Origin of the sequence: Streptomyces sp. NBC_01689, from assembly GCF_036250675.1 — a bacterium.
In the GTDB taxonomy this organism is placed as follows: domain Bacteria; phylum Actinomycetota; class Actinomycetes; order Streptomycetales; family Streptomycetaceae; genus Streptomyces.
This window is the reverse complement of the sequence record NZ_CP109592.1, coordinates 8,707,785-8,733,453: the sequence shown is the minus strand read 5'-3', so window position 1 is coordinate 8,733,453 and position 25,669 is coordinate 8,707,785. Positions and strand designations below refer to the sequence as shown.

Genomic DNA, 25,669 nt, shown 5'->3' with positions numbered 1-25,669 from the left:
CGGCCCCGGCGGAGCCGCGCGTTCAGCTCGTGAAGGGCACCTGGGCCGCGGGCACCGGTGACGTCTCGAACGGGTGGTGCCAGAGGCCGCGCGCGGCGAGGCGGGGCAGGACGTTCTCGCCGAACCAGTAGGCCTCCTCCAGGTGGGGGTAGCCGGAGAGGACGAACTCGTCGATGCCGAGGGCGTGGTACTCGGCGACCCGCTCGGCGACCTCCTCGTGGCTGCCGACCAGGGCGGTGCCCGCACCGCCGCGGACCAGCCCGATGCCGGCCCACAGGTTGGGGTGGACCTCCAGGCTCTCGCGGCTGCCTCCGTGGAGTGCGCGCATACGGCGTTGTCCCTCCGACTCGCTGCGCGCGAGCCCGGCCTGCACGGACTTCACGGTCTCCGGGTCGAAGCCGTCGAGGAGCCGGCCGGCCTCCGCCCAGGCCTGTTCGGAGGTGTCACGGGTGATGACGTGCAGCCGGATGCCGAAGCGGAGGGTCCGCCCCTCGGGCTCCGCGAGGCGGCGGGCCCAGGCGATCTTCTCGGCCACCTGGGCCGGTGGTTCCCCCCAGGTGAGGTAGACGTCGGCGTGCCGGGCGGCGACCTCGCCCGCGACCGGCGAGGACCCGCCGAAGTAGATCTCGGGCACCGGGTCGGGGACCTGGGCCAGCCGGGCGTCCTCGACCCGCAGATGCTCACCCGTCAGGTCGACGGTCTTGCCGTCCCACAGGTCCCGGACGATCCGCAGGAACTCGCCGGTACGGCGGTAGCGGGCGTCCTTGTCGAGGAAGTCGCCGTAGGCGCGCTGTTCGTGGCTCTCGCCGCCGGTGACCACGTTGAGCAGCAGCCGGCCGCCGGTCTGCCGCTGGAAGGTGGACGCCATCTGTGCGGCGAGCGTGGGCGAGACGAAGCCGGGCCGGAACGCGACCAGGAACTTCAAACGCTCGGTGTTCTGGCTGACCATCGCGGTGGTCAGCCAGGCGTCCTCGCACCAGGCGCCCGTGGGTGTGAGCGCGCCGACGAAGCCGAGGTCCTCGGCGGCGCGGGCGATCTGGCTCAGATAGGCGACCGTGGGCGGCCGGTCACGGCCGGAGCCGGTGGCCGGGGTGCCGTGGCCGCCGCCGACGACATGCCGGCTGTCTCCGTTGGTGGGCAGAAACCAGTGGCAGGTGAGGGACACGCGGGGGTCTCCGTTCAGAGCAGGCCGTGCCGGGGTGGCTTGGTGCCGTTGAGCGCGTACCGGCCGATGTGCTGGATCTTCCAGCGGGCCGGGTCGTGCAGGGTGTGGGTGCGGGCGTCGCGCCAGTGGCGGTGCAGGTTGAGGGAGTCGAGTGCCGACCGGGTCCCGGCCAGTTCGAAGAGGGCGCCCGCCACCTCCACGGCGGTGGCGGAGGTGTGCACCTTCGCGGCCGCCACGGCGATCGACGCCTCGGCCGCCGAGTCCTCGGTGAGGTCGTCGCGGGCCGCGTCGACCGCGCGGGCGGCGGCGCCGAGCAATGCCTCCGACGCCCTTATCCGAAGGGCGAGTTCACCGAAGTGCTGGACGAGCAGCGGGTCCTCGGCCGCGGTCTCCGCACCGCTCTCGAACCACGGCCGGCTCTTGGTACGGACGAATTCGGCGGCCTCGGCGAAGGCGCCGGCCGCGATCCCCGCGTCGATGGCGGCGTGCAGCAACTGGGCCACGGCGCCGTGGAGCTGGGGCCCCTGGAAGGTGAGGTGGTGCGGGACGACCCGGTCGGCGGGCACGGCGACGGCGTCCAGGTGGACGGTGCCGCTCGCCGTCGTGCGCTGCCCCATGCCGTCCCAGTCGTCGACGACCCTGACCCCCTCGGCGTCCCGGGGCACATAGGCGACGTGCAGGTTGTCGTCCTCGGCGCGGGCCAGGACGGGGATCCAGTCGGCGAAGAGCGCGCCCGTGGAGTAGTGCTTGACGCCGGTCAGAAGGTACGAGCCGTCGGGCCGGGGGTCCAGACGGGTGCGGATGTCCTGGACGTGCCGGGTGCCCGCCTCCGACTGGGCGTTGCCGAACCGCCGTCCCGCCAGTACCTCCCCGAAGAAGAACGCCCGCTGTTCCGGCGTGCCCTGACGACGTATCACATTGACGTACACGAAGTGGTTCTGCGGGATCTGGGCGAGGCTGGCGTCGGCCGACGCCAGCAGCCGGAAGATCTCCGCGAGGGTCTCCTGCCGGACATCCGCCCCGCCGTACGGGGCGGGCACGGTGACGGCGAGCAGTCCGGACGCCGAGAGCCGGTCCAACTCTGCTCGTGGCAGGCGCCGTTCGGCGTCGCGTGCGGAGGCTCCGGCGCGGAACTCCGCGGCGAGCGCGGCGGCGACGGCCAGAGCCCCGGCGTCGTCGGCGATCACCTCGGCGGGCGGACGGGCGGCTGTCCCGCGGCCGGCCGTGTCCTCGGGCGTCGTCTGCGCGGTCACGGCTCAGCCCGCCGCGGCCAGCAGCGGAGTGCGGCCCAGGGCCGCCGAGAACTGGTCGACCACCTGGGCCAGTGCCTCGGCGGTGCCGAGTGCCAGGGTGACGCCGCCGTCCTCCCCGGTGGTGATGTCCTTGTCCAGGGTGAACCAGCCCTGGACGATGTGCGCGGCGCCCATGGAGTTGAGCACCGGCCGCAGGGCGTAGTCGAGGGCGAGGACGTGCGCGGTGCTGCCTCCGGTGACGAGCGGCAGCACGGTCTTGCCGGTGAGCGCGTACTGCGGGAGCAGGTCGAGGAGTGCTTTGAGGACGCCGGAGTAGGCGGCCTTGTAGACGGGGGTGCCGATGACCACGCCGTCGGCGCGGGCGAAGAGCTCGGTCGCCTCGATGACGGCGGGGTGCCGGAAGTCCGCGCCGAGCAGGGCCTCCGCGGGGATCGTGCGGACGTCGAGCGGGATCACCCGGTGCCCCTGGGCGGCCAGCCGGGCGTCCAGGTGGCGCAGGAGTTTCGCGGTGCGTGAGGAGACGGAGGGACTTCCTGAGACGGACAGGACGGTGGCCATGGGCCCTCTTTCGTGAGCGGCGGTCGGGAGGGGTGTCAGACGTGCGCGGGGACGGGCCCGGGCTCGCCGTCGGGCTGTTCGGCCTCCAACTCGCGCACGAGGGGCAGCACACGGCGGCCGAAGTACTCGACCTCCTCGTGGTAGTGCAGAAAGCCGAGGAGGAGAAGGTCCACGCCGAGCCGCTTGTAGACGACGATCCGTTCGGCGATCTGCTCCGGGGTGCCGATCAGCCCGGTACGGAAGCCGTCGTTGTACTGGATCAGGTCCTCGAAACGGGAGTCCTGCCACATGCCCTTGCCGTCGGCGGTGGACTGTCCGGCCTGCTTCACCGCGGCTCCGAACCCTTCCACGGCCTCGGTGTCGGCCCGGGCGACGATCTCGCGCAGGGTGTCGCGGGCCTCGGCCTCGGTGTCACGGGCGATCAGGAAGCCGTTGAGGCCGAACCGGGGTGGCCGGCGCCCGGCCTGTTCCGCCGACGCCCTTACGTCCGCGATCTGTTCGACGACTCCGTCGAAGTCCTTGCCGTTGGAGAAGTACCAGTCGGAGACCCGGCCCGCCATGGCTCGGGCCGCGGTGGAGTTGCCGCCCTGGAAGATCTCCGGGTGCGGGCGCTCGGGGGTGTTGAGGGGCTTGGGCTTCAGGGTGAAGTCGCGCAACCGGTAGAAGTCACCGGCGAGTTCGGCGTGGTCCTCGGTCCAGATCCGGCGCAGGGCCTCGATGAACTCCTCCGAGCGGCGGTAGCGCTCGTCGTGCTCCAGCCAGGGTTCACCGAGCGCGGTGAACTCTCCCTTGAACCAGCCGCTGACCACGTTGACGGCGAACCGGCCGTTCGAGAGGTGGTCGGCGGTGGCGCCGAGTTTGGCCAGCACACCCGGGTGCCACAGGCCCGGGTGGACGGCGGCGATGACCTTCAGCCGGCGGGTGGCGAGCAGCAGGGCGAGGCTGAAACTGGTCGATTCGTGCTGGAACTCGGCGCCGTAGCTCGCCATGTAGCGGACCTGGCTGAGCGCGTAGTCGAAGCCGTTGTTCTCGGCGAGGACGGCCAGTTCGCGGTTGTAGTCGTAGCCCCAGTCGGTGCGCTGCTCGACGGTGCTGGTGACCAGGCCACCGCTGACGTTGGGGACCCAGTAGGCGAAACGGACGGGTTCGGTTGCGGACACGGAGAACTCCCGGTGTACGAAGAGAGGGCACGACGCGTGCAGGCCCGGCGTGTCACGGGGAACGCGGGCGGAGAACGGCATGCGGCAGGGAGCGGCGAAGGCAGCGGCGCGCCCCGCGGGGGAAGTTCACCTGCGGGCGGGCGGCCTGTGCGAAGGGGACCCTACCGTCGGGACCGTCAGGCTTCGCGACAACAGAAGGCGCTGGAGACACGCGCGAGATCGACGTGGCGTCGTCGCGTGAGGTCCGGTCGCTTCTTCATGTGGCCGATCGTGGCAGCCACCGGTCGGGACCGTCAAGGAACGGCGGGCCGGTCTCGCATCCCGGACCGGCGAATTTCACGAAGGCGTGACAGGGCAGCCCTTGAACCGACCGTGGCGGCGGCCGCATGCTGCTGCGGTGCGCACGGAACAACTGGAGTACATCGCGGCGGTGACCCGGCTCGGCTCGCTGCGCCGGGCTGCCGAGGAACTGCACCTCTCACAGCCCGCGCTGAGCGAGACCGTCCGGAACCTGGAGCGGGAGCTCGGGGTCGACCTGCTGGAGCGCAAGCGGTCCGGGGCCCGGATGAGCGCCGAGGGCCGCGAACTGCTGCCGCACATCATCAACGTGCTGGACGCGGTCGACCGGCTGCGCGGCGCGGCGGGCGAGCAGCACCGCATCAGCCGGATGGTCCGGGTCGGCACGGTGAACGCGGCGACGGTGCCGCTGCTCATCCCGGTCGTCCGGGGCTTTCGCGCGACGCACCCGCAGACCCAGGTCGAAGTGGTCGGTGCCCAGCAGTCGGAGATCCACCGGGCCCTCGCGGAGGGCGGTCTCGATCTCGGTCTGGTGAACCACCTGGACGGCGACGACATGCCCGCCGACTTCGAGACGACGGAGCTGCTGCGCGGCCGACCGGTCGTGTGCGTCCGCCCGGACAGCCCGCTGGCCGCTTCGCCCACCGTGGCCCCGGACGACCTTCTCGACGGGCGTGAGCCCCTGATCGCGATGCGCTCCGGCTATGTCATGCACCGCTACCTGCACCGGTTCCTGGAAGGCCGAGAACCGGCCCTCTCGTACTCGACGGACGGTGCCGAGATGGGCAAGCTCATGGTCGCCGAGGGTCTCGGCGCCACGCTGCTGCCCGACTTCAGTGTCATCGGCGACCCCCTGGAGCGGTGCGGGGCCCTCACGTACCGGCCGCTCACCGACGACGCCACCCGTGTCCTGCTGATGCTCCGGCGCCGCAGGGCCGAGTCCGTCCCCCGCGCTGCGGGCGACCTGCACGACGCGTTCGTGCGCAGATCCGCGGAGCTCGGCGGCAGCCTGACGACGACAGCCTGAGCCGGCTGAGCACGGCACCCAGGAAGGCCATCCGGGCCCATTCCACACGGAGCATGCGGAGGAGGAAACGGGACGAAGGCGCGTGAGCGCCTTCGTCCCCGCACCCACTCGCCACTCCAGCAGGCGTCCGCAAGGGTGCCTGAAAGGCCACCGGGGGCCCCGGGCATCCAGCGCGTCGACCGGCGCGCCGCGCCACCGTCAACCCGAACCCCGCCCGATCCCCGAGGCCGCCACCCGACCACACCCCGCCCCCATTCCTTACTCGATCTCGTGCGGTGCGGCATAGTGGCTGCTGAGGGGACGCCAGCGGGCTGACAAGGGCTCACACATCATCTGACCTGCGGTGCTCCGCGCCCGGCCCGACGCGTCCTTCGCCAGCACGCTCGCCGCCGTCAGCTCCCCCGGCGGCATGACGGAACAGGCGCCGGCGTGGTCGCCGGGGCCGTTGCCGTCGGATTCCCGACGGCACCGACCACGCGGGCGCCATGGCGAACCTGCCGTTCGAGGTCAGCTCGGCCCGAGAGACCCCTCAGGCCGCCGTCAGCGCCGCCAGGGCACGGTCCATCGCGGCGTTGAACTCATCCGGCGTCAGCGGCAGCCGGGACTTGACGTCCCGACTCCACTGGTCGGCCAAGACCTCGGCGGAGCCGGCCTCGACGCCGTCGAGCGCCGCGGCGGCCAGGTCCGACGGCGCGATCTTGTCCACGGGCCAGCCCGCGGCCATGTCGGTGTCGGCCAGACCGAGGTGCACCGCCGTGACGAGCGTGCCCTGCTCGGCGAGCTCCAGACGGACTCCGTTGGTCATGGCCCACGCGGCAGCCTTGCTCAGGTGGTAGGCACCTGCACCCCTGCCCCCGAACCATGACATGGCGGAGAGGACGTTGACGATCGCGCCCCCGCCGTTCCTGGCGAGCGCCGGCGAGAACTCCCGGATCATTCCCAGGTGGCCGAACACATTGGTCTCCATCTCGTGCCGCACCGCGTCCAGCGAACCGGTCACCAGGTCAGTCCCCGTCTGGATCCCCGCGTTGTTGACGAGCACTGAGATGTCCGGGGCTGCCTCGGCGGCGGCCCGCACGGATGCGGGATCGGCGATGTCGAGGGACAGCACCTCAACCCCGGGCAGCTCCACGGACTCCGGTCGGCGGGCCGTCGCGTATACCTTGTGAGCGCCCCGTTCGAGCAGGCACTGGGCGAAGGCGCGGCCCAGACCACGATTGGCTCCGGTGACAAGGGCAACCGAGTTGTTGATATCCATGTCCGGTAGGCTAAAACCTGACGTTAACGTCAAAGGCAAGTGCTGGCCGTCAGAACCGGGGTGAGGGGTATCACCATGACCGTCACGGAGACCGCGGCCGACCGGCTCGTCCGTATCGGCGAGGTGGCGCGGGCCGCCGGTGTCTCGACACGCGCCGTGCGCTACTACGAGCAGCAGGGGCTGCTCATCTCGGAGCGCAGTCCATCCGGCCAGCGCCTCTACCGGCAGGACGCCGCTACCCTGGTTCGCTTCTTCCAGCAGATGTTCGCCGCCGGCCTGACCAGCCGAAGGATCGCGGAACTCCTTCCGTGCTGGAACTCCGGGCACACCGACGCCGAGCAACGGGCCATGCTGCGCGCTGAGCGCGACCGCATCCAGGCCAAGGTCGACGACCTGCAGACCACCCTGGACCGCCTCGACGAAGTCATCGCGATCACGGACACGCACCCGTAGGCGAGGCTGGTCGGACGTCGTAGCAGCGATCTGCGGCCGGGGTACCACTGAGGTGGGGACATCGTGCCGTCAGAGCCGGTGACCGCGTCCCTCCAGCCGGCTCGGGCGGCGGCGTTCCGGCCGTGAACGTCGGTTTGGTCTCCCCCGGAGACGGCGGCCCGAACGCGGTTGTCCACGTCTGCTCTTCACACTTCACCCGCAGGTGCGGCCTTCCCGCGATTTCTCCTTGTCGACTCGGACGGCGGGTCCATCTCCCGCAGACGTGCCGGACAGGCGGATATCGCGCAAGCGCCCGGCACGGTTCAGCCCCACCCTCAGCGACCTGATGGCCGGCATGCCGACGGCTCGGTAGGGATAGACCACCGTCCACGTCTCCGCAGACTCCGATTCCGGCTCCTCCACCCGCGGGCGCGTCGTGTCGGTCCCGGCGCGAAAGCGGCGCGACACATAGATGCCGGCAACGCGGCGCGCAGCGGCGGCGGAGCTTACTGGCTCACTCGCTCCCGCGATGGGGTAACCGCTCGGTGGCGTGGTGAGGGACGTGATCCGTCCCGGCAGGTCGATGTGAACCATGTTCTGGTCCGGCCAGGACATCTCGGCCTGGCCAGCCGGTTGCAGGGCGGTCCAGATCTCTTCGTCGACGCCGTCCACCCCGCAGGGAGTCCAGTCCAGGACGTCGGTGATCCGGAACTCGTCCCCCAACGCCTCCTGGACGACCCGGGTGAGAGCCGCGCGCTGCTCGGCGGACCCCGCTCTCGTCGGCTCGGCATGATCGACGACACGAAGGTCCACGACGGAAGCCATCAGACAGACGGTCCCCGTGCATGCCGCCCCCATCACGATCATGTGCCGCAGGCGCCACAGACCCCATGAAGGCGGTGATCCGGCGAGAGCGCGCATCGAGAACGCCCCGAGGACGACGCCCGAGGCGGCCCCCAGGACGTTGGCGACCAAGTCGCTCGTGTCGCAGTAGCGCCCGATTCCCGGCACGAGGGCCTGAAGGCCCTCCACACCGCAGCTGAGGAGGACAGGTGCAGCCAGCGCCGGGACCATGCGCCTGACGGCGAGCACACCGAAGAATCCTATGGGCACGAACATGAGGATGTTCATGCGTCCCTGGGTCACCCGCAGGGGTTCCCACAGGTCCCGGCTGACGATGCAGCTCATCTCGCCGGTAGCACCCGTCTTGACCCACAGCGTCAGAAGCAACGTGGCTGCGGTGGAGGCGGCCCAGGCCGCATAGATCCATGGACGGTCCGAGCGCCGGCGCAGCAGAGATCCGAGAGTGGTGAACACGGCCATGGAGAAGAAGGCAACAAATGAGACATATGGAATATGTCTCCCAAAAACGAGGTGGAGCAACTGGCTGCCTTTCAGAGGTGCCGTGGGACGCTCGCTATCTGAGCAGGACGACGGTGAGCGGGTGGTGAGCCGAAAACCTCACATTCCGCTCACGCATCGACCCGGGGCCGGGTGACGGGAGGCATCAGTTCGCAGGGAGGCGGCATGCCGACGTACAGGACTCGCCGCCCCCGTCGACCCACCGAGCCCGCGCGGAGACGACGGCACGTCCCCGGGCAGGTCCCACCGCACATGCGGAATCACCGCTCCTCGCTGAAGGCCCCCGCGTCCAGGCGATACCGGCGACGGCGGTCACCACCGCAATTCGACACCGGAGTCCGGGACGGATCAGCGGACCCGGCCCGCCACCCGTCGCGGACACCGCAGGCAGTTCGGGCACGCGTATCCGGGGAATCAGGCGCGTGAGCGGCGTCACCGCGCTCGTTCCTCACTTTCCCGTAGCCCGGAGATAGCGTTCTTGCGAACTGGTGGGTCCATGACGCCGTTGCCGGTGTCCGGCAGGAGACCGGTGCACAGCCCCCGGCTCCGAACGCTCACCTCCGGCTCACATCCGATCCGGATACTGAGGCACAACGACATCGGTGAGTGGAGGAAAGTGGACGGGACGCGTCCTGGGATCGCGGTGCGGAAGTTCGTCTCGGCCTGCTTCCTGCGTTCGGCATGCCCGAACCGGCTGATGTCCGTCCGTGGCGGCGGCGAAGCGTCGCGGGTGGCCACGAACCATCGGATCCGCGGTAGTCGATGGCGCCGGAGCCGGCGAGGGATGACCTCCCCCGGCCTCTGGACGGCCGCTCGGCGCGGCAGCCTGCGTCTGCGGCTGACTGCTGTCTTCGGCCTCATGTTCTTCCTCGCCGGCTCGGCCGTACTCGCGGCCACCGCTCTGCTTGTCGTCCGCTATCTGCACTGGGACCAACCGGCGGTTTCGCCCGAGGCCGCGTCGAGGCTCTATCCCGTGGTATCACCGGAGCACAGAGCTGCGCTGAAAGCACTTCTGAACGAGGACCGCGCCGTTGATCCGGTTCTCCTGCACGGTGACGTGTGGTGGCTGCTCAGGTGGGGGTCGGTGATCGTCATTAGCGTCGGGATAGCGGCGACAGCGGCCGGTTGGTGCGTGTCGGGACGGCTCCTTCGGCCGCTCAACGAGATCACGCGTACTGCGGAACAGGTGGCTGGGCGCACCCTGCACCAGCGCATCGCTCTCTCCGCCCCGCCCGGCGAGGTGAAGACTCTCGCGGATTCCTTCGACCGCATGCTGGAACGGCTCGACGAGTCGTTCGCCGGACAGGGGCGGTTCGTCGCCAATGCCGCGCACGAGCTCAAGACACCCCTCGCGCTCAACCGCACCCTCGTCGAAGTGGCCATGAACCGCCGTGACGCCACGGAATCCCTGCGTAACCTCGGTGAGAACCTGCTCAAGGTCAACGCTCGTCACGAACGCCTCATCGATGCCCTCCTCGCGCTCGCCCGTTCGGACAGCGGCACCATGGAGTGCCTGCCCACCGACCTCGGCCGCCTGGCCGAGACGGTCCTCGCCCACGCCGCGGAATCGGCCCGGGAAGCCGGTATCACCGTGTCCAGCGATCTCGATGCCGCACCACTGCAAGGGGACCCGACCCTGCTGGAACAGCTCACGCGGAATCTCGTCGACAACGCCATCCGCTACAACCACCACGGCGGCACCGTCCACGTCACCACCCGCCTCGGGCCCGACGCGGCAGTGCTGGTCGTCACCAACACAGGGCCGTCCATCGCTCCGAGCGAGGTGCCCACTCTCTTCCAGCCCTTCCGCCGACTCACCGACCGCGTCGATTCCGCCAAGGGAAGCGGCCTGGGCCTGTCCATCGTCCAGGCCATCGCCCATACCCACGGCGGTGAGGCCAGGGCCGACCCGCGCCCGAAGGGCGGTCTGGACCTCACCGTCACTCTCCCCCTTTCGCATCCCGGACCGGGAAGAGCGGCGCGCCCCCGTACCCCGGTTCGGCTCGCGGCACAGCGGCCGGGGTCAGACACTCGGCTCGTTCAATCAGGTGGGACAGACACGTGAGCCCGGAGCCGGCAAGCGGAGATCTACGCTGCGGTCACGCGGCCGTCAGCGTCTGCTCGGCCCAGATCGTCTTGCCCACGTCCTCATAGCGCATCCCCCAGCGATCGGCGAGGGAGGCGATGAGGAACACTCCGCGGCCGTCTTCATCTTGCAAGCGGGCGTGACGTAGACGCACGTGAAGTCCAGTGGGGGCGTGCCCCGAAGACATGCGCTTCCCGTCTGATGCTGAGCGCGGAAGACACCCGGGACATCACCACGACCCCGGACTCAGCGGATGCGGTAGCCCACTCCGCTGAGGGTCTCCACAACGCCCGGCTCGCCGAGCTTGCGCCGCAAGCTGCGGACAGTGACCCGCACGATCGTGGTGAAGGGGTCGATGTTCTCGTCCCACACGCGCTCCAGCAACTGCTCGGCCGAGACCGGGCCGCCTCGTGCCAGCAGCAGTTCCTCCAGGACCGCGAACTCCTTCCGCGACAACGGTACGTAGCGTCCGTCGCGGGAGGTCTCTCGCAGGTACGGGTCGAGACGGATTCCCGCGCGCTCGAGAACCGGCGGGGCCGACGGCCGCGCCCGGCGGCCCAGTGTCCTGATACGGGCCACCAGCTCAGCGAAAGCGAAGGGCTTGACCAGGTAGTCGTCCGCTCCCAGGCGGAGACCGGCAACGCGTTCGGCGACCGTCGTCGACACGGTCAGCATGAGAATCTTGATCTCGGCGCCCTCCGAAGCGGTGCGCTGGCACACTTCGTCACCGTGCAGTTTCGGAAGGTCCCGGTCCAGCACCATCACGTCGTAATCGTTGATCGCCAGCCGCTCCAGGGCCGCCTCACCGTCATGAACGACATCCACCGCGAACGCCTCCTGCCGCAGCCCCTCGGCTATGGCGCCCGCGAGCAGTTCCTCGTCCTCCACGACCAGCACCCGCACCCTGCATCTCTCCCATCAGCCGTTTCCGTGCAATCCGCTCGACAGCAGTCGCCGTACGCGTGTTCACCGACGACGGCACGAAGCCCTGCCCTCGCCCCTGCGGACCAGCCGGACGACGGTGCGGCCTGGGACGTACACGGATTTCCGCGAAGCGTCGGCTTCCGTGGAGCGTCCAAGTCCGCCGCTCGGCCGTCGCCAGGCCCAGTAGAGGGCATGGGCGTCCGGCTGCGGTTCCGACAGCTTCCTGACGGACACTATGCCTCGCCCGCCGTGAGGAGAATGTGAGCCCTGAAGCTCACCACCGCCTCACGGGGGCCGCTGTGTAGTTCGCAGCATGAGCATGAAGTACCGACGCAGCCGACGTCGCCGGGCAGGGAGGCGGCACGGAATGCCCGCCGTCCCCTGCCTCGCGATCATGGGACTGAGCCTCGCCGGGGTGTTCGCTGTCACCGCGGGGAACACATCAGAGCCGGATGGCACCCCGACACACGGTGTTCGGCTCACGCCGAACACGACCACCTCGACACGTTCACCTGAGCCGAGCCGATCGGTGCCACCACTCCCCCGCCGCGGAGCGGCGTCACCCAGGCCCCCGTGGATACCGCGGCACGGGGCCGGCACGTTCACGGCCGCCTCCGGCTCATCAGAGGTCGTCGGGCACGGCAGACCACTGAGGTACGTCGTACAGGCGGAGGCGGGCAGTGGACTCACCGCGGCCTCCGTGGCCACCGAGGTCGAACGCATACTCGCCGACCAGCGGGGCTGGACAACAAGTGGAGTCGCGTTCCAGCGCGTGGCACAGCCGCCGTACGACTTCCGGATACGGGCGGCGACCCCCGACACCGCGGATGCCGAGTGCGCCGCCTACGGTCTGGACACCCACGGTGAGCTGAACTGCAACGTCGCGCGGACCGTCGTGGTGAACATAAAGCGCTGGATCCTGCTCAGCCCGCAGTACAAGGGGCGGCCTGCCGATTATCACGCGTTGATCATCAACCACGAGGTCGGTCACTTCCTCGGGCGTGATCACCAGGGATGTCCGGGGCCGGGCATGCGGGCTCCCGTGATGATGCAGCAGATCAAGGGCCTGCATGGGTGTGTCGCCAACCCCTGGCCCTACGACGGCGAGGGAACCCTTGTCACCGGTCCGCCTGCTTCGCCCTGACTTCGAGGCCGCCGCAGGGCTGGCGCAGCGATGGCGTCGAACGCGCACGATCGGTGTGTCCGCCGGGCACAACTTTCGACTCGAGTCTCCCGGCGGGACCTCGGCACGCCCATCCCGTGACCGGCAAGGGTGCTCCGGCTCTCCGCCACCGCAGAGGCTGCCCGGGGTAGCTCGATGAAGCCCACGTTGCCCCCTCGACGCGCATGCAGGAGAGCAGGCGGGAGGGTCAAGTGGTGAGGGTCGCGAGGTCGGTGACGGTATAGGCGAGGTCGAAGTGGAAGCCCTTGCCGACCTGCTGGACGGGGAGATCAGCGAGTTCCTCGCCGTGAGCGGCGAGGAAGGCAAGATCGGCGGTACCGACCCAAGCATCGCTCACAGCGGGGTCGTCCAGCACGGCCATGACTAGTTCGTGGACGGCGGGCTTGTCGTGCCGGCCGGCTCTCAAGTCGGGGAAGTGCCGTAGGTTGACCAGCGGACGCGCCATGAGAGCGGTGGGGTCGGGGACGGGCTGCCGGAGGGTGACCGCGGCTTCGGCGATGCGCTGACCGGCCGACGAGGCAGTGGCCGCGAACTGCCCGCCGGGGCCGAGGACGGGGGTCCCGGGGCCGCCCACGGAGTAGGCGCGGGTCTGGTGGACCGCACCGAGCTTCTTGGGGAAACCCTGGACCCAGCCGCGGGCCATGGCGGAGTCGTTGTCGACATAGATGTAGGGGCACCAAGACACGGGGGTGCTCTCATGGTGGGCATCCAGGGTGACGAAGAACTCACGGTACTGGGAGCGCGCGGGGTCGAGGTACTCCAGATGGGTGGAGGAATACTGCCAGTCGATGAACATCGCGACGCCGCGCCCGCCGGAGACCGGGTCGGGGGTCAGGCCCTCGGGCAGAGTCGCCGCGGCCGCGTCCGGGCTGGTGAAGAACTCCACGGCGACCACGGTACCGGCGTAGTGCCAAGGCGGGGCGGGCGCCAGGTTCGCGATACCGCGGGGCGAGAGGGGGACGGTGTAGCCCTTCATGACACGCGCTCCTTCACGAGGGACGACAACAGTGCGGACGTCGACCGAGGCGGCACAACACGGACCGCTCTCCTCAGACCGCTCGCCCACCCTCCAGTTCGGCGAGCGATGGACCGTGGCCTGTCTCAAAGATCCTCTACGCGAGACGTCATGTCCTGTCGGCACAGAATCACTCGGCACCGACCTCCGGAAACGAGATTGCCGTCAATGATCCGCCGCGCAATACCTCCCGGCGGGCGGGACGCGCACCGGACGGGTCCCACTTGTTCACGTCCGCTCGTGGCGCGGGCTGCCCGGTGACCGTGTGCCTCACGAGACGTGCCCCCCGTACCGTCCACATGGAGCACTGCGGGCCTGTAGTCGTGGCCGAGCTGAGTACTGGACCGGAGGGCGGAGTTGCTGGTCCAGAGCGAGTCAGGTTGCGGCCGTCGGGTTCGCTGATGCGGCGGCGCGGCGGTGTTCGGCGTTGATGCGCTGTGCTTCTTCGAGCTGGTCTTGGAGGATGACGATGCGGCAGGCGGCCTCGATGGGTGTGCCCTGATCGACGAGTTCGCGGGCGCGGGCGGCGATGCGCAGCTGGTAGCGGGAGTAGCGGCGGTGGCCGCCGGCGGACCGCAGTGGGGTGATGAGGCGGGCTTCGCCGATGGCGCGGAGGAAGCCCTGGGTGGTGCCGAGCAGCTCGGCGGCCCGGCCCATCGTGTAGGCGGGGTAGTCGTCGTCATCGAGCCGGCCGAACGAATCGTCTGCTGTCATCGCACCTCTCTGTGGAACGCGTCGAGGGGCCCCGGCGCTCGTTGCGCCAGGGCCCCGAAGGAACTGCTACACCATCTGCCGGCCCTGATACTGCACCGGCCTTCTGTTTCCGCGAGCCCGACGGGACTGCTGTCGGGGGCGCGGGGATCGCGGTTGCTCGACCGGAGACCACCTCACTATCGATGTCCTGCGGTACCCGGGATCTACACTCACGCCCGGGCGATCCTGATGGCGCTCGGCCCCTCCGTTCTTTCCCTCTGGGATCGATCACTTACCGAACGGGACTGCGTACTGCTGGTGATGCGAACCGCACGGTGGCCTGTTACAGCGCCACTCTTCGGCAGCCAGCCCCGTCGCCCGTCCTGCATCTGCTCCGGCTCAGAACCCCACTGCCGAACCTCTCGGTGCGCGCGCCCGCAGCCGACGCCTTCACCGAGGTACTGCCTACCGACTTCACTGCTGGGTACCACGAACTGCACTTACGGGTGGTGCTAATGCGGTCCTGCTCACGGCGGCCCCTGATCACTGCGGCCACCCGGTCCGGTCGTCAGTCCCGTCGCCGTCGTGCAACAAACCTGGCTCCGAAACTCCACCACCGCACCGTCCTGCACCCGGCAGTTCATGTCTGCCGGGTCCTGCTGTCCTCTTGGCTACGAGAGAAACCATAGCCAAGCCACAACCCAATGTCTACTCTGGCCAACATAGATTTCCGTATGGCCCACGAGAAGGTAATCGAGCCCGAACGCCTCGGCTGTTCCCCCGGCGCCGCCGAGGCGCAACCCAGGGAGCAGTTCCAGCCGCGCCGAGTTCGGGTCGCCACCCTCACCAGCCGTCGTACCCCGTGGACGCGACAGGACGGGCTGCCGGGCGCCCGCGCGCCGGATGCCACCGTCCGATCCCGACGTTGCCGCGACGACGGTCGTCCTGACCCCGACGCAGGCGCTCGCCATCGCCACGCCCGTGCCCTCTGGCCACTGCCGCGACTGTGCCGACGCCCGTCGAGCTGTCGAGCTGTCGAGCTGTCGAGCTGTCGAGCTGCCGAAGGGGGCTCGGGCACTGAAACCGTCGCGGCAAGAGCCGAGGTCGGCAGCCCGGACAAACTGCGGCCGCGAGCGTGCGAGCGGATGGCGGGCCGGCGGTCGTCCTTTCTGCTGCGCGAGTTCCCGCACCGTGACGAGATCTGGGGCCCCGGCTCCCCGTGGACGCCCGCGCTGGCGCGAGAGCTTTTCGACCAGACAGGGTGGAACGGCATCCTGACCCTGTCCGACAGCCGTGCCTACTTCGAGCTCTGCTACGCGCTCGCCCTCGCCACGTCCGCGCTGTTCGCGCTGGGGTGGCGGACCCGCGTCCTGTCCGTGCTCTTCGCCGTCGTGGTGATCTCCTTCCACGCCCGGGCGATCTTCATGACGGACGGGGGCGACAACCTCCTCCTGCTGATGGCCATCTACCTCGCCTTCACCGCGTGTGGCCGGCGCTGGTCCCTGGACACACGCAGGGCCCGGCGGAAAGCAGCTCGTACCGGCACCCCGGCACGGCTCTCCACTTCGTCCTGAACCTCCGGCTCTTCCAGCCCTGGCCCGCGCCGTCCCACCTCGTGGACCAGCACACGATCCTGATCGCGGTCGCCGGCTACATGACGGTGCTCCTGCAAGTGGCCTTCCCGTTCGTGCTGTTCGGCAGGCTGAAGTACCCCGTTCTCGCCATGCTGCTGGGCATGCACCTCGGCATCGCGGTGCTCATGGGACTGCCCCTCTTCTCCGGCGCGATGATCATCGCGGACGCCGCGTTCCTCCCCGACCGCTTCTACACCTCCCTGCCGTACCTGTGGCAACGCGTGGCGAAGAGGCACGAGACCAGGGGTAGCCAGCGGCGGCCCGGCGGGTTGCGCCCAAGGAAGCCACTCTGCTCACGGCTGTTCCTTCGCGCGGCCTGCTGAGGCCTGCTGGGTGTCCGCGCCGGAGCTGACGCGCCGTTGGGTCACCTGAGGGCCGTGCCAGTCCAGGCACATGACGGTGGCATCGTCGTCGAGCCGACCCTCTGCAGCCTCCCGGACCGCGGATGTCAGCATCAACGCCGTCTCCCGTGGATGCAGCCCCCGAGTGCGCTCCAGCAGGGCGGGAACGTCGACCCTCTCCCCATGCCGTTCGACCATGCCGTCGGTGAACATGAGCAGACGGTCGCCAGGGCGCAGGTCGATCTCCTGAACACGGTAGGGAAGGGTGGCGAACTCGGACAGTCCGAAGGGGTGATCCACTTCGCAGGTGATCACCTCCACAGCTCCCTCGCGCATGCGCAGTGGCCAGGGGTGTCCGGCGTTGACGAGATGGGCCCGGCCGGTGTGGAGATCGATGCGCAGCAGTTGCCCAGTGGCGTGTCCGTGGTCGTGTTGGACGAGTGCCTGGTCGGCGCGGTGGGCTTGTTCGGCCAGGCCTGCTCCTGCACGACGGGCGCCGCGCAGGGCGCTGACCAGGACCGTGGCAGCGAGTGCGGCATTGAGGTTGTGACCCATCGGATCGGTCACCGACACGTGCAGTGTGTCCCGGTCCAGGGTGTAGTCGAAAGTGTCGCCGCTGAGGTCTTCGGAGGGCTCCAGGCTGCCGCACAGCGTGAACTGCGCGGCCTCGCACGACAGCGACGAAGGAAGCAGCTGATACTGGATCTCCGCTGCCAGGGTGGGTGGTCTGGAGCGTTTGCCCCAGGTGTAGAAGTCGGTGAAACGCCCGTTGGCGATCACGATGTAGGCCAGGACATGGGCCGCCTCCCGGACCTCGTCGAGGACGTCCTCGCCGGGATCGTCCGGCACGAGCAGTTCCAGCAGCCCGATCGCGTCCCCCCGGTTGGTGACCGGCACGATCACCCGCTGACTCTGTCCGGCCGCCTCCCGGTACAACCGCTGCGTACGGATCACCTCCTCGTAGACACTGCCGAACAAAGGAATCCGCTCCACCCCCCGCCCCTCCTCCGCAGGGGCGGTCGACAGCCGCGCCACCGCCCTCCCCGTCAGGTCCACGATGAGGAAACAGACCTTCGTGGCCTCGAAACGCCGCCGTAGGTCCTCCGCGATCACATCAACCGCGTCCACCGGCGCCGCCGTCTCCGCGGCCGTCAGCAACCGGGGAAGCCCACTCGGCCCACCACTCACGACCACAGTCCCACCCGTCCCGCCTGGCATCCCGAGAATCGCCGCACCGCGCGCCGGTACGCGAAAAGCAACCATAAGTGATGATAGAAGCGCTATGCGGCCAGAGAGGCGGGTTTGTTCCCCGCATCCGCACACAGACACGGCCCTCACGAATGGTCCCGTCAGGAACCCGACGACGCGCCGACCATCTGTCGTGGCGTGGGCCCCACTTCCTGTCCACGCGTCTGCGGCGTTTCAGGCGGCGGCAGGCTCGGGGCGGCGCAGTTCTGCCTGGCCGAAGAGGAGGGCGTAGCCGTCGGGAAGCTGGTGCAGGATGCGGGCGAGCAGGTCGGCTCCGGTGAGGCGGGCGACGGTGACGAGGACGGCGCCGGTGTCCCAGCGGGCTGTCGCCGGGGTGGCGCCGGTGCGGGCGGCCAGATCCTTGACGAAGCCCCAGCCCGTGAGCGGCTCGATGTCCGGCACGGAGGCGGCGAGAGCGAGGGCGGCCTCCACCGGCAGGCACTGTGCCAGGTCGACGCGTTCGTCGCCGGTCAGTTGGCGTCCGAGTGCGGCGAGGACGTGGTGGATGGTTTCTGCGGCGCGTTCGCGGGTGGGATAGGCGCCTTCGTAGCGTACGCGTTCCAGCATCTCCTCGAACGTCATGGACGCCTGAGAGGGGTTCGCTCGAGGCTGGTCGTACATGGCTGCGCGTGCCTTTCTGCGGTAAGGGTGCGGACGGGCGAGAGGTCAGGTGGCGTCGGTGGGGCCGAAGAGGAGGTCGTAGCCGGGGGGCAGCTGGAGGAGGACTTCGCGGGTGAGGTCATCGCCCGCGGTGGAGGCTGCTGTGGACAGGACGGCGCCGATGTCCCACAGGGCCGTCTTCTCGGTGGCGCCTTCGATCCAGGCGGCGGTCGCGCGGACGAATCGTTCGGGCGAGAGGGGTTCTGCGGCCTGGAGGGGGTTGAGGAGGATCAGGGCGTAGGTTTCCGGGAGGCGGGCAGCGAGCTCGGCGCGCACGGTTCCCACCAGGTGTGCGCCAAGCAGCGCCAGGATGACGCGGGCGACCCGGTCGGCTTCCTCCGTGGTCGCGTACTCGCCGCGTTCCTGGACGTTGGCCAGGAACGAATCCCTGCGTATCGGCATCACGTCACCTCCGGTGACGGGGCGAAGGGGTGCGGAGGGCAGGTGCCGGAAGGGGAAACTCGGCTCTCCCGCCCTCCGCGAGGCTGAGAAGGGTTCAGCCGGTGATCTGCTTGGTGCCGGATCCGGCGGTGATGCTGACCTTGCGGGGCTTGGCCCGCTCCGCGATCGGGATGCGCAGGGTCAGGACACCCGCGTCGTAGTCGGCCTGAATGCGCTCGGTGTCGAGGGTGTCCGCGAGGACGATCTGGCGGGAGAACACGCCCAGCGGCCTCTCGGACAGCTCCACCTTCACGGCGTCGGCCTTGGCGACCGGGCGGCGCTCTGCCTTCACGGTCAGCATGTTCCGCTCGACGTCGATGTCGATCGCCTCGGGGCTCACACCGGGCAGGTCGAAAGCGATCACGTATTCGTCGCCGTCGCGGTAGGCGTCCATCGGCATCACCGACGGCTTCGACCAGGTCCCGGACGTACCCGACAGCTGCTGGACGATGCGGTCCATCTCGCGGAACGGGTCGGTGCGCATCAACATCGCGAAACACCTCCAGTTGGTTCAGGCAGAAACTGCCAATGCGCTTCAACGTGCATCCGTTGTAACATGTCATCGAAACGATGACAAGCAGGGAGTCATCTGGAGGACGACAGATCGACGGAGAGCCCTCATGAGTGAAGCTGCTGCCACCCCGGCCGCATCCGTCTCCTTCCATGCCGCCGCAGCGGCACTGGAAGCCATCAACCAATCCGTGACGAACGCGCAGCGGTCATCCGCCCGGACGCCGGACGCCGCAGAGTCATCCACCGCCGACACCGGCCCGGAGCCGGCCCTTTCGGCGCTCCTGATGCTGCGGGAGATCCGCGAGCAACTCGCGGGCTGGGAAAGCGGACTGATCGAAACCGCCCGCGGACAGGGCGCCAGCTGGGCCGATCTCGCCGGCCCCCTCGGGGTCGCCAGCCGACAGGCCGCCGAACGCCGCTACCTGCGGCTACGCCCCGGCACACCCGGCTCCACCGGAGAAGAACGGGTCCAGGCCACCCGCGACACCCGCGCCGCCGAACGCACCGTCACCGCCTGGGCCCGCGACAACGCCGCAGACCTGCGCCGCCTCGCCGGACAGATCACCGCCCTCACCGACCTGCCCGCCAGCGCCGACCACGCACTCGGCGCACTGAACCAGGCCCTCGCCCACAACGACCCCGCCCGCCTCGTAGGCCCCCTCACCGCAACCCGAGCCCACCTGAAGCCCGAGACCGGCAACCTCGCAGAACGCATCGACGCCCTCACCCGACGCACCCAAGAACTCCGCCAGGACACACACGACCAGCGCAACACCTAGCCAGCGGGCGAAACGATCCGATGCCTGCCGACAACGGCACATGGGCTCAAGCCGGCGAGAGGAGAGGGGGCTTCGTCCAGCCGACAGGGGCCACTCAGAGGCACGACGCACGGAAATCTTTTCACCCGCGCCCGCACCAAGCGCCGACGCCGCACTGCAGCCCGCCGAAGGCATCCTCCGCCGCAACGCGGACAACGTTCAGCCATGGGCACCTCCGCGCCCCACCGATGAACGCCCAGCCGCAGGTGCGCTGCGGCGAGCCGAGGGCCCGAAGTCAGGGAGAGGTCCGGCCTCTCAGCTCCGCACCGCGGCCGATTCCGCGTCGCGCTCCGCGACACCGAGTACATCCAGACCCGCAGCTACTGCCGACCGGAAGACAGGCCGGGCACCACGACCGACTGAGAGCACTGCGCAGCCGGTGTTCCCCCGGCCGGCGCTGCGCGCGGGAGCGTGCCCTGCCGTCCCCGTCACCACGCCCACTGGGCCTGGTCGGGGGATCACCGTGTTCGGTTCCCAGGCGAGCCAGGAGGGTGCGGGCGGTGACGAGGACGCGGTCGAGGTCTTTCTGGGTCAGCGGCCGCCGCAAGGGGTGGGCGCAGGCGTTGCGGACTTCCTGGAGGTCGTCGATCCGCTGGACGCGGATGCGGGTCAGGGTGTGCGAGTAGGGACAGGTGCTCGACCCTTCGGCCGGATCAAGCCAGTCCAAGCAGCTACCGTCGGTAGGTGAAGAACAAGCTGAAGCCCGTTGCGGATTGCCGTGATCTGCAGGTCAGGGCGCGACTACGGCTTTTCCGGTCACGCGGCCATGGCGAGGGTGCGCATGTGGGCGACGGCCTGGACCGCGTGGGTGGAGGCCATCGCCGTGCCGCCGGCAATGCGGTTGCTGATCAGCTCGCTCAACGGGCCTCCCCGCCACCCCAAACCGACATGCGCGGTGCCGGGTCAGGACCCACGGCCACCGCATGATCTCCCGGGGCACAGCCCTCGGCGACCAAGCGGTGGCCGTTTCGCCATCTGCCTGCCCGGCTTCGGCTACGACCTATGGGGTCGGAGCCTCAGAAGGTCAGGCTCCAGCGCCGGAGATGGCCCGGGTCCCAGGAGCTGTAGATGCCCGGGGTGCCGTCGGTGACACGCAGCTTCCAGGTGCCGACCTTCGTGACCGCCGAGGCGTCGACCGTGTAGGTCTCGTGCAGCTCGGGCACGGGCTCCCAGCCCGGTCCCCAGGGCTTGACGGGAATGACGGTGCCGTCCGGGCCGATCAGGTCGATGATCATGAAGTTGCTGAACGGGTGGTCGAGGTCGACCGCGACCTTGAGGTCACTCGGGGCATGGCCTGGCTTCCCCTGGACGATCAGCGGGGACTCTGCCTTGCTCTCGAAGGGGATCAGATAGGTGCTGGGGTTGACGAAGAAGCGCCCGCCGGATTCAAGAGAGGTCCAGGTGAACGAGAGCTTCCGGGTGTCCCCGACCGCGTTCCTGACGACGATGACCGTCTTGTAGTCGCCGGCCTTCTTGGGCGTGCCGGTGATCAGGCCGGTGGTGTGGTTGATCGACAGGCCGAGGGGGAGCTTCTTGGCGGAGTAGGTCAGCGGCCCCGGCCGGGTGCTGGAGGCGCTGAACTGGCGGCTGACCGGCTGGCCGACAGCCACCGGCTCGGTCGGCGGCGGCTCCACGGCGATGTGGTTGACGAAACGGTTTCCGACGTTGACCGCCGCCCAGGCGTTGGCAACGGCCTCGTAGGCGTCGCTTTGCGAGCCGTAGAGGTCGGCGGCGGCCTGGAGCGTCGCGGTCCGGGCGCCCGCGTAGTCGCTGGTGCTGGTCATGTAGACGGTGAGAGCGCGGTACATCACGTCGGCTGCGGCGGTCCGTCCTATCCCCGCCACCGGCAGCTTGTCGTATGTGGGGCTGTCGTAGTCCACACCGTTGATGGTCTTCTGCCCACTGCCCTCGGCAAGCAGGTAGAAGAAATGGTCGCCCACCCCCGCCACCATGTGTGGTTCTTGCGACTTCGCCTGCGGCGTCCAGTAGTCCAGCGGCGCGTAGCCGACGGAGCTGATGCCGGCCTTGGAGGGACGGTCCATGTAGCGGATGGGCTTGCCGTCGCCGTGCAGGTTGTCGAGCTCGGCCATCGTGTAGTCGGGCACGTCGTTCGGGTTGCCGGCGTAGAACTCGACGGCGGCGGCCATCATGTCGCTGATCGCCTCGTTGAGGCCCGGAGATTCACCGAAGTCGCCCAGACCGGCTGTGGAGGAGGTGACTCCATGCGTCATCTCGTGCGCGGCGATGTCCAGGGACGTCACCGGATGCTGGCCGTCCGCGCCGTCACCGTAGCTCATGCAGAAGCAGCCGTCCTGCCAGTTGGCGTTGGCGAGGGGGACCCCTTGCTGCGATTCGTAGTGGACTCGGGAGGAGCTGCCGCGGCCGTCGTCGGCTATGCCCTTGCGGCCGAAGCGGTCGTTGTAGAAGTCCCACGTCGTTTGCGCGCCGTATGCCGCGTCCACCGCCGCGGTCTGGGGATTCGCCACCGTCCCGTCGCCCCAGACATCGTTGTCAGCAGTGAACAGAACCCCGTTGGAGTTGACGCTCGAGTCGAGTGTCCGATGGCCACCGTGCTCCGGGTCGATCAGGGCGTAGGTGCCGTCATCCTGGCGAGTGGAACCGATCGTGACCTGCCCGCTGTAGAGGCTGTTGCCCTGTGCGGACTCGACGTGTTCGGAGTTCTCAAGGGTGGTTCCGTTCACGGCGTCGGTCACGACGTGACGTTCGCTCGGGGATCCGTCCTGCTGCACGCCGGTGACGACGGTCTCCCAGGCCAGCTTCGGCCGGCCGTCCATCATCCAGACGACCTGTCTGGGGGCCGTATGCGAACCCGCTCTGCGGGTGCCCTTCGAAGTCGCCTTGCTCAGAGCCGACTTCTTCGCCGTGGCGGCGGGCACCTTGGCCGTGGTCGTCGGCAGGGTCAGGCTCGTCTTGGTTGCGTAGGTGACGGTGTGGGTCCCTTGCCTCTGATGGACCACCAGGTCACCGCCGATCACGGGCAGACCGGCGTAGGTTCGCTCGTAGCGGGTGTGAACCGTCCCGTCGGCGTCCCGGATCACGTCCTTCGGGATCAGTTTCTCGTGGGGGCCGAGATTCAGTGAACGGGCGGTGTCCGGTGCCGCGTCGGCCGCCGCGTCGAGCAGTTGCCGACGCTGTCCGGGCGACAGGTGAACATTCCTGGCCTCAGGCCTGGTTGTCGCTCTGATCTGCGGGAGCGCTCCCACTTTCCGAGTGTTCCCGGATGCGTTGGGAGTGGACTCGGTGCCTGCCGAGGCGGGCAGGGCCGAGAACGCGAGTGCTGCGGTCGTGATCACCACGGTCGCGGCCAGACGCCGTCTGCGTCGGTGCGAACCCTGTGGGGACGCAGCCCTGTTGCTGGAGGAATTCAATCCCGGGTCCTTCCGTTCGGCCGTCTGTCGACGTCGACGGCCGTCGATACAAGGAGGCCGGAGGCCACGGTGCCTCCGACTGCGGTTGCAGCGGGAGTGATCGTGACAGCAGGAACTGCCTCTACAAAAGATTCGTATGGATCATGAACAGATCTTTACCTAGCGGGCTTCGATCATTTTCGATCAGTTTCAGATGTGATGTCAGTCCTGTCTGACGTCTTGTCCGACGTCCTGTCCGTCAGGCGACGGCTCGAACTGCCGCTTCCCTCGAGCCATGCACGAGCCCTCTCAAGGTCTGCCCGTAATTGCTGGTCAGGGGCAAGGTGCTCGTGCCGTGGCAGGAGTCGTCAGGATGTCGGGCCACCCCGAAAACACCCCCAGCGGCCTCTCTGTCCGAGGGTCTCCACTGCGCGTACGCCGCCGGGGCGTGGCAGTGCGACACCTACAAGATCCACAAGCACGCCGTCCGCGCCATCGCCGCCGGGCACCGGATGACACCGACGTTCATGGCCGCCCCGCGGACCGGCATCGGCTCCGGCCTCCACTTCCCCAACTCCCTCTGGCACGACAACCAGCCCTCCTACCAGACAGACGTCGGCGCAGACCTCCCCGACGTCCTCCAACAGTCCCTCGACGCACTCCCCGAGATGGCACCCCTCTACGCCCCTATCCCAACTCCTGCAAGCGCCACACCCCGCACTCCTTCGCCCCCGTCAACTGGCCAACAGCGGCTCCCTCAGCGACTTCACCGGGCAGACCAAGGCGCGCATCGAACCGTGGGACTCCGGCAACCCCGAAGTTCCCGTCCGACGCGCGTCGTCCGCCTACGACGACGTCAGCCTCGGCGGAACGAGCATCTCCTACAGCTCACAGGGCACGACGCCCTCCCTCGCCGTGGGCAGCAGTGTCGCAGCCGCAGGTGGCACCAACCACGCGCATGGACGGACGTCCATGCGGTGATCGGGACCTGCTCGCGGGCCATCTACCGGCGACCGGCGGTAGGGATCTCGCGGGTGTCGCCCGTGCCGGAGCTCTTCGTGGGGCGGCCACGAGGGCCGTTGTCAGAGGCGATTGGCAAGATTGCGGCCATGGATGTCACTCCTGTCACTCCGCCACGCCCGATCGACGTTGTCGCGGTCTTTCCCCAACTGGCCCCGCTGGCCCGCACGGCGACCCGCCTGCACCCCCGTCCTGGGGCGCCGACGTGGCACGACAGCTCGGTCGGCGGGCCGCTGCTGTGGCCCGCCCAGGAGCCGTGGCCGTACTGCGAGGAACCGCATGTGGCGGACGGCGTCAACCCGGCCCGGTCCCCGGCGGATCTGCGGCTGGAACGACGGATCTTCGCCGCCTCGCACGGCCGGGACCTGACCTCGGAGGAACGGGAGACTCTCGAGCGGATCCGGCCTCCTCAGACGTATCCGGTGAGGCCGGCGGTCCAGTCGTACGACGGCCCCATGGCAATGCTGCCCGTCGCGCAACTGTACGCACGGGATGTGCCCGATCTGAGCCCACCGGAGGGCAAGGACCTGCTGCAGGTTCTGTGGTGCCCCTTCGATCACCCGATCATGCCCAGGACCCTGCTCTTCTGGCGTTCGGCAGCCGCCGTCACCGACATCCTCGACACGCCCCCCGAGCCGCCCGCAGTGCAGTTCGACGGCTATCTACCGGAACCGTGCGTGCTCGAACCGGAGCGGATCACCGAGTACCCCGACCATCTGGAGCTGAGCGAAGAACTGCAGGAGCAGCTCAAGCAGTGGAGTGTGCCGCAGGCAGCAGACGAAGACATGGACCCGGACACGTACTACGACTGTGTGCTGTCCAACGCACCCGGCTGGAAGGTCGGCGGCTGGCCCGCTTGGAACTCCACCGACCCCAGCCCGCAGCCCTGCTCCGAGTGCGGCACCGGCCTGGAGGTCCTGATGACCGTCGCCACGTTCGAGGAAGGGGACGACACCGGGAACAGCTGGTCTCCGTACCCCCACCCAGGTGCTGGACCGTACCCCGGCCACCGCGGCTACAACGCGACCGGGGTCCAGATAGGCAGCGGCTACCGGCAGCATCTGTTCGTCTGCCCGGCGAAGCCCGAGCATCCGCACGTCGAGTTGATGACGTAGGCCGTCCGCAATGTGCAGCCGGGGTTCACGGTGCGGGCATGCCGTGACACGGGGTGGCCGCGAGGCTACGGGTCGCGGCCAACCGACGGATTTCGTCG

22 protein-coding genes and 2 pseudogenes are annotated in these 25,669 nt (G+C 69.1%); 8 read left to right on the top strand and 16 right to left on the bottom strand.

The window, feature by feature from the left end; all coding sequences use genetic code 11:
• Positions 1-22: 22 nt before the first annotated feature.
• The 5 genes from OG776_RS37450 to OG776_RS42545 all read right to left on the bottom strand — a co-directional run bounded on the left by OG776_RS37450 (position 23) and on the right by OG776_RS42545 (position 4,396).
• Entirely contained in the window at positions 23-1,165 is a 1,143-nt protein-coding gene (locus tag OG776_RS37450) for an LLM class flavin-dependent oxidoreductase (RefSeq protein ID WP_329323315.1), read from the bottom strand.
• Between the two features lie 14 nt (positions 1,166-1,179).
• A complete protein-coding gene (locus OG776_RS37445; RefSeq protein WP_329323809.1) occupies positions 1,180-2,352 on the bottom strand; it encodes an SfnB family sulfur acquisition oxidoreductase in 1,173 nt (390 codons plus the stop codon).
• A 69-nt stretch (positions 2,353-2,421) separates the two neighbouring features.
• Positions 2,422-2,976: an NADPH-dependent FMN reductase gene (gene ssuE, locus OG776_RS37440; RefSeq protein WP_329323314.1), complete on the bottom strand. Its 555-nt coding sequence runs from the start codon at positions 2,974-2,976 to the stop codon at positions 2,422-2,424.
• Between the two features lie 35 nt (positions 2,977-3,011).
• Entirely contained in the window at positions 3,012-4,136 is a 1,125-nt protein-coding gene (sfnG, locus tag OG776_RS37435; RefSeq protein ID WP_329323313.1) for a dimethylsulfone monooxygenase SfnG, read from the bottom strand.
• 176 nt (positions 4,137-4,312) lie between these two features.
• A complete protein-coding gene (locus OG776_RS42545; RefSeq protein WP_351633613.1) occupies positions 4,313-4,396 on the bottom strand; it encodes a putative leader peptide in 84 nt (27 codons plus the stop codon).
• Positions 4,397-4,533: 137 nt separating this feature from the next.
• Between OG776_RS42545 and OG776_RS37430 the strand changes: the two genes are divergently transcribed.
• Positions 4,534-5,460 (top strand): LysR family transcriptional regulator, encoded by a 927-nt coding sequence (locus OG776_RS37430; RefSeq protein WP_187285545.1) that lies wholly within the window; start codon positions 4,534-4,536, stop codon positions 5,458-5,460.
• A 529-nt stretch (positions 5,461-5,989) separates the two neighbouring features.
• Here OG776_RS37430 and OG776_RS37425 read toward each other — a convergent pair.
• On the bottom strand, positions 5,990-6,718 hold the full coding sequence (locus OG776_RS37425; RefSeq protein ID WP_329323312.1) for an SDR family oxidoreductase: 729 nt from the start codon (positions 6,716-6,718) through the stop codon (positions 5,990-5,992).
• 75 nt (positions 6,719-6,793) lie between these two features.
• Here OG776_RS37425 and OG776_RS37420 point away from each other — a divergent pair, with 75 nt between their 5' ends.
• Positions 6,794-7,171, top strand: coding sequence for a MerR family DNA-binding transcriptional regulator (locus tag OG776_RS37420; protein ID WP_148008359.1), 378 nt, complete (start codon positions 6,794-6,796; stop codon positions 7,169-7,171).
• Between the two features lie 192 nt (positions 7,172-7,363).
• On the opposite strand, the gene OG776_RS37415 is transcribed toward OG776_RS37420, so the two are convergent.
• Positions 7,364-8,473, bottom strand: a complete 1,110-nt coding sequence (locus OG776_RS37415) for a VanZ family protein (protein ID WP_329323311.1) — start codon at positions 8,471-8,473, stop codon at positions 7,364-7,366.
• Positions 8,474-9,371: 898 nt separating this feature from the next.
• On the opposite strand from OG776_RS37415, the gene OG776_RS37410 reads away from it, so the two are divergent.
• Positions 9,372-10,577: a sensor histidine kinase gene (locus OG776_RS37410; protein WP_329326597.1), complete on the top strand. Its 1,206-nt coding sequence runs from the start codon at positions 9,372-9,374 to the stop codon at positions 10,575-10,577.
• 34 nt (positions 10,578-10,611) lie between these two features.
• On the opposite strand, the gene OG776_RS37405 is transcribed toward OG776_RS37410, so the two are convergent.
• Both OG776_RS37405 and OG776_RS37400 read right to left on the bottom strand, forming a co-directional pair.
• A complete protein-coding gene (locus tag OG776_RS37405; RefSeq protein WP_443077310.1) occupies positions 10,612-10,731 on the bottom strand; it encodes an ATP-binding protein in 120 nt (39 codons plus the stop codon).
• Positions 10,732-10,844: 113 nt separating this feature from the next.
• The gene (locus tag OG776_RS37400; RefSeq protein WP_148008355.1) at positions 10,845-11,501 is read right to left on the bottom strand and encodes a response regulator transcription factor; all 657 of its coding nucleotides are present in this window, start codon (positions 11,499-11,501) and stop codon (positions 10,845-10,847) included.
• 334 nt (positions 11,502-11,835) lie between these two features.
• On the opposite strand from OG776_RS37400, the gene OG776_RS37395 reads away from it, so the two are divergent.
• The gene (locus OG776_RS37395; RefSeq protein ID WP_329323310.1) at positions 11,836-12,666 is read left to right on the top strand and encodes a DUF3152 domain-containing protein; all 831 of its coding nucleotides are present in this window, start codon (positions 11,836-11,838) and stop codon (positions 12,664-12,666) included.
• 226 nt (positions 12,667-12,892) lie between these two features.
• On the opposite strand, the gene OG776_RS37390 is transcribed toward OG776_RS37395, so the two are convergent.
• The gene (locus tag OG776_RS37390; protein WP_329323309.1) at positions 12,893-13,681 is read right to left on the bottom strand and encodes an acetoacetate decarboxylase family protein; all 789 of its coding nucleotides are present in this window, start codon (positions 13,679-13,681) and stop codon (positions 12,893-12,895) included.
• Positions 13,682-14,095: 414 nt separating this feature from the next.
• Positions 14,096-14,434 carry a MerR family transcriptional regulator gene (locus OG776_RS37385; protein ID WP_148008352.1) on the bottom strand — a complete coding sequence of 113 codons (339 nt, stop codon included), beginning with the start codon at positions 14,432-14,434 and terminating at the stop codon, positions 14,096-14,098.
• Positions 14,435-15,579: 1,145 nt separating this feature from the next.
• On the opposite strand from OG776_RS37385, the pseudogene OG776_RS37380 reads away from it, so the two are divergent.
• Positions 15,580-16,370 (top strand): annotated as a pseudogene (locus tag OG776_RS37380) (HTTM domain-containing protein); the annotation flags it as partial.
• Here the strand turns inward: OG776_RS37380 and OG776_RS37375 are convergent.
• The 4 genes from OG776_RS37375 to OG776_RS37360 form a co-directional block, all read right to left on the bottom strand.
• The gene (locus OG776_RS37375) at positions 16,341-17,516 is read right to left on the bottom strand and encodes a PP2C family protein-serine/threonine phosphatase (RefSeq protein WP_329319335.1); all 1,176 of its coding nucleotides are present in this window, start codon (positions 17,514-17,516) and stop codon (positions 16,341-16,343) included. The pseudogene OG776_RS37380 and the gene OG776_RS37375 sit on opposite strands and share 30 nt — an antisense overlap.
• A gap of 294 nt (positions 17,517-17,810) precedes the next feature.
• Positions 17,811-18,257, bottom strand: coding sequence for a DUF2267 domain-containing protein (locus tag OG776_RS37370; RefSeq protein WP_148009635.1), 447 nt, complete (start codon positions 18,255-18,257; stop codon positions 17,811-17,813).
• Between the two features lie 45 nt (positions 18,258-18,302).
• Positions 18,303-18,698: a DUF2267 domain-containing protein gene (locus tag OG776_RS37365; protein WP_148009636.1), complete on the bottom strand. Its 396-nt coding sequence runs from the start codon at positions 18,696-18,698 to the stop codon at positions 18,303-18,305.
• Positions 18,699-18,792: 94 nt separating this feature from the next.
• Positions 18,793-19,227: an Hsp20/alpha crystallin family protein gene (locus tag OG776_RS37360; RefSeq protein WP_187285647.1), complete on the bottom strand. Its 435-nt coding sequence runs from the start codon at positions 19,225-19,227 to the stop codon at positions 18,793-18,795.
• A 130-nt stretch (positions 19,228-19,357) separates the two neighbouring features.
• On the opposite strand from OG776_RS37360, the gene OG776_RS37355 reads away from it, so the two are divergent.
• Positions 19,358-20,029: an HSP18 transcriptional regulator gene (locus tag OG776_RS37355; RefSeq protein WP_148009637.1), complete on the top strand. Its 672-nt coding sequence runs from the start codon at positions 19,358-19,360 to the stop codon at positions 20,027-20,029.
• A gap of 1,055 nt (positions 20,030-21,084) precedes the next feature.
• On the opposite strand, the gene OG776_RS37350 is transcribed toward OG776_RS37355, so the two are convergent.
• On the bottom strand, positions 21,085-23,385 hold the full coding sequence (locus tag OG776_RS37350; RefSeq protein ID WP_443077309.1) for a M4 family metallopeptidase: 2,301 nt from the start codon (positions 23,383-23,385) through the stop codon (positions 21,085-21,087).
• A gap of 395 nt (positions 23,386-23,780) precedes the next feature.
• Between OG776_RS37350 and OG776_RS42540 the strand changes: the two are divergent.
• Positions 23,781-24,038, top strand: a pseudogene (locus OG776_RS42540) (hypothetical protein); the annotation flags it as partial.
• A 507-nt stretch (positions 24,039-24,545) separates the two neighbouring features.
• Positions 24,546-25,571, top strand: coding sequence for a hypothetical protein (locus OG776_RS37345; protein WP_261994574.1), 1,026 nt, complete (start codon positions 24,546-24,548; stop codon positions 25,569-25,571).
• Positions 25,572-25,669 lie beyond the last annotated feature (98 nt).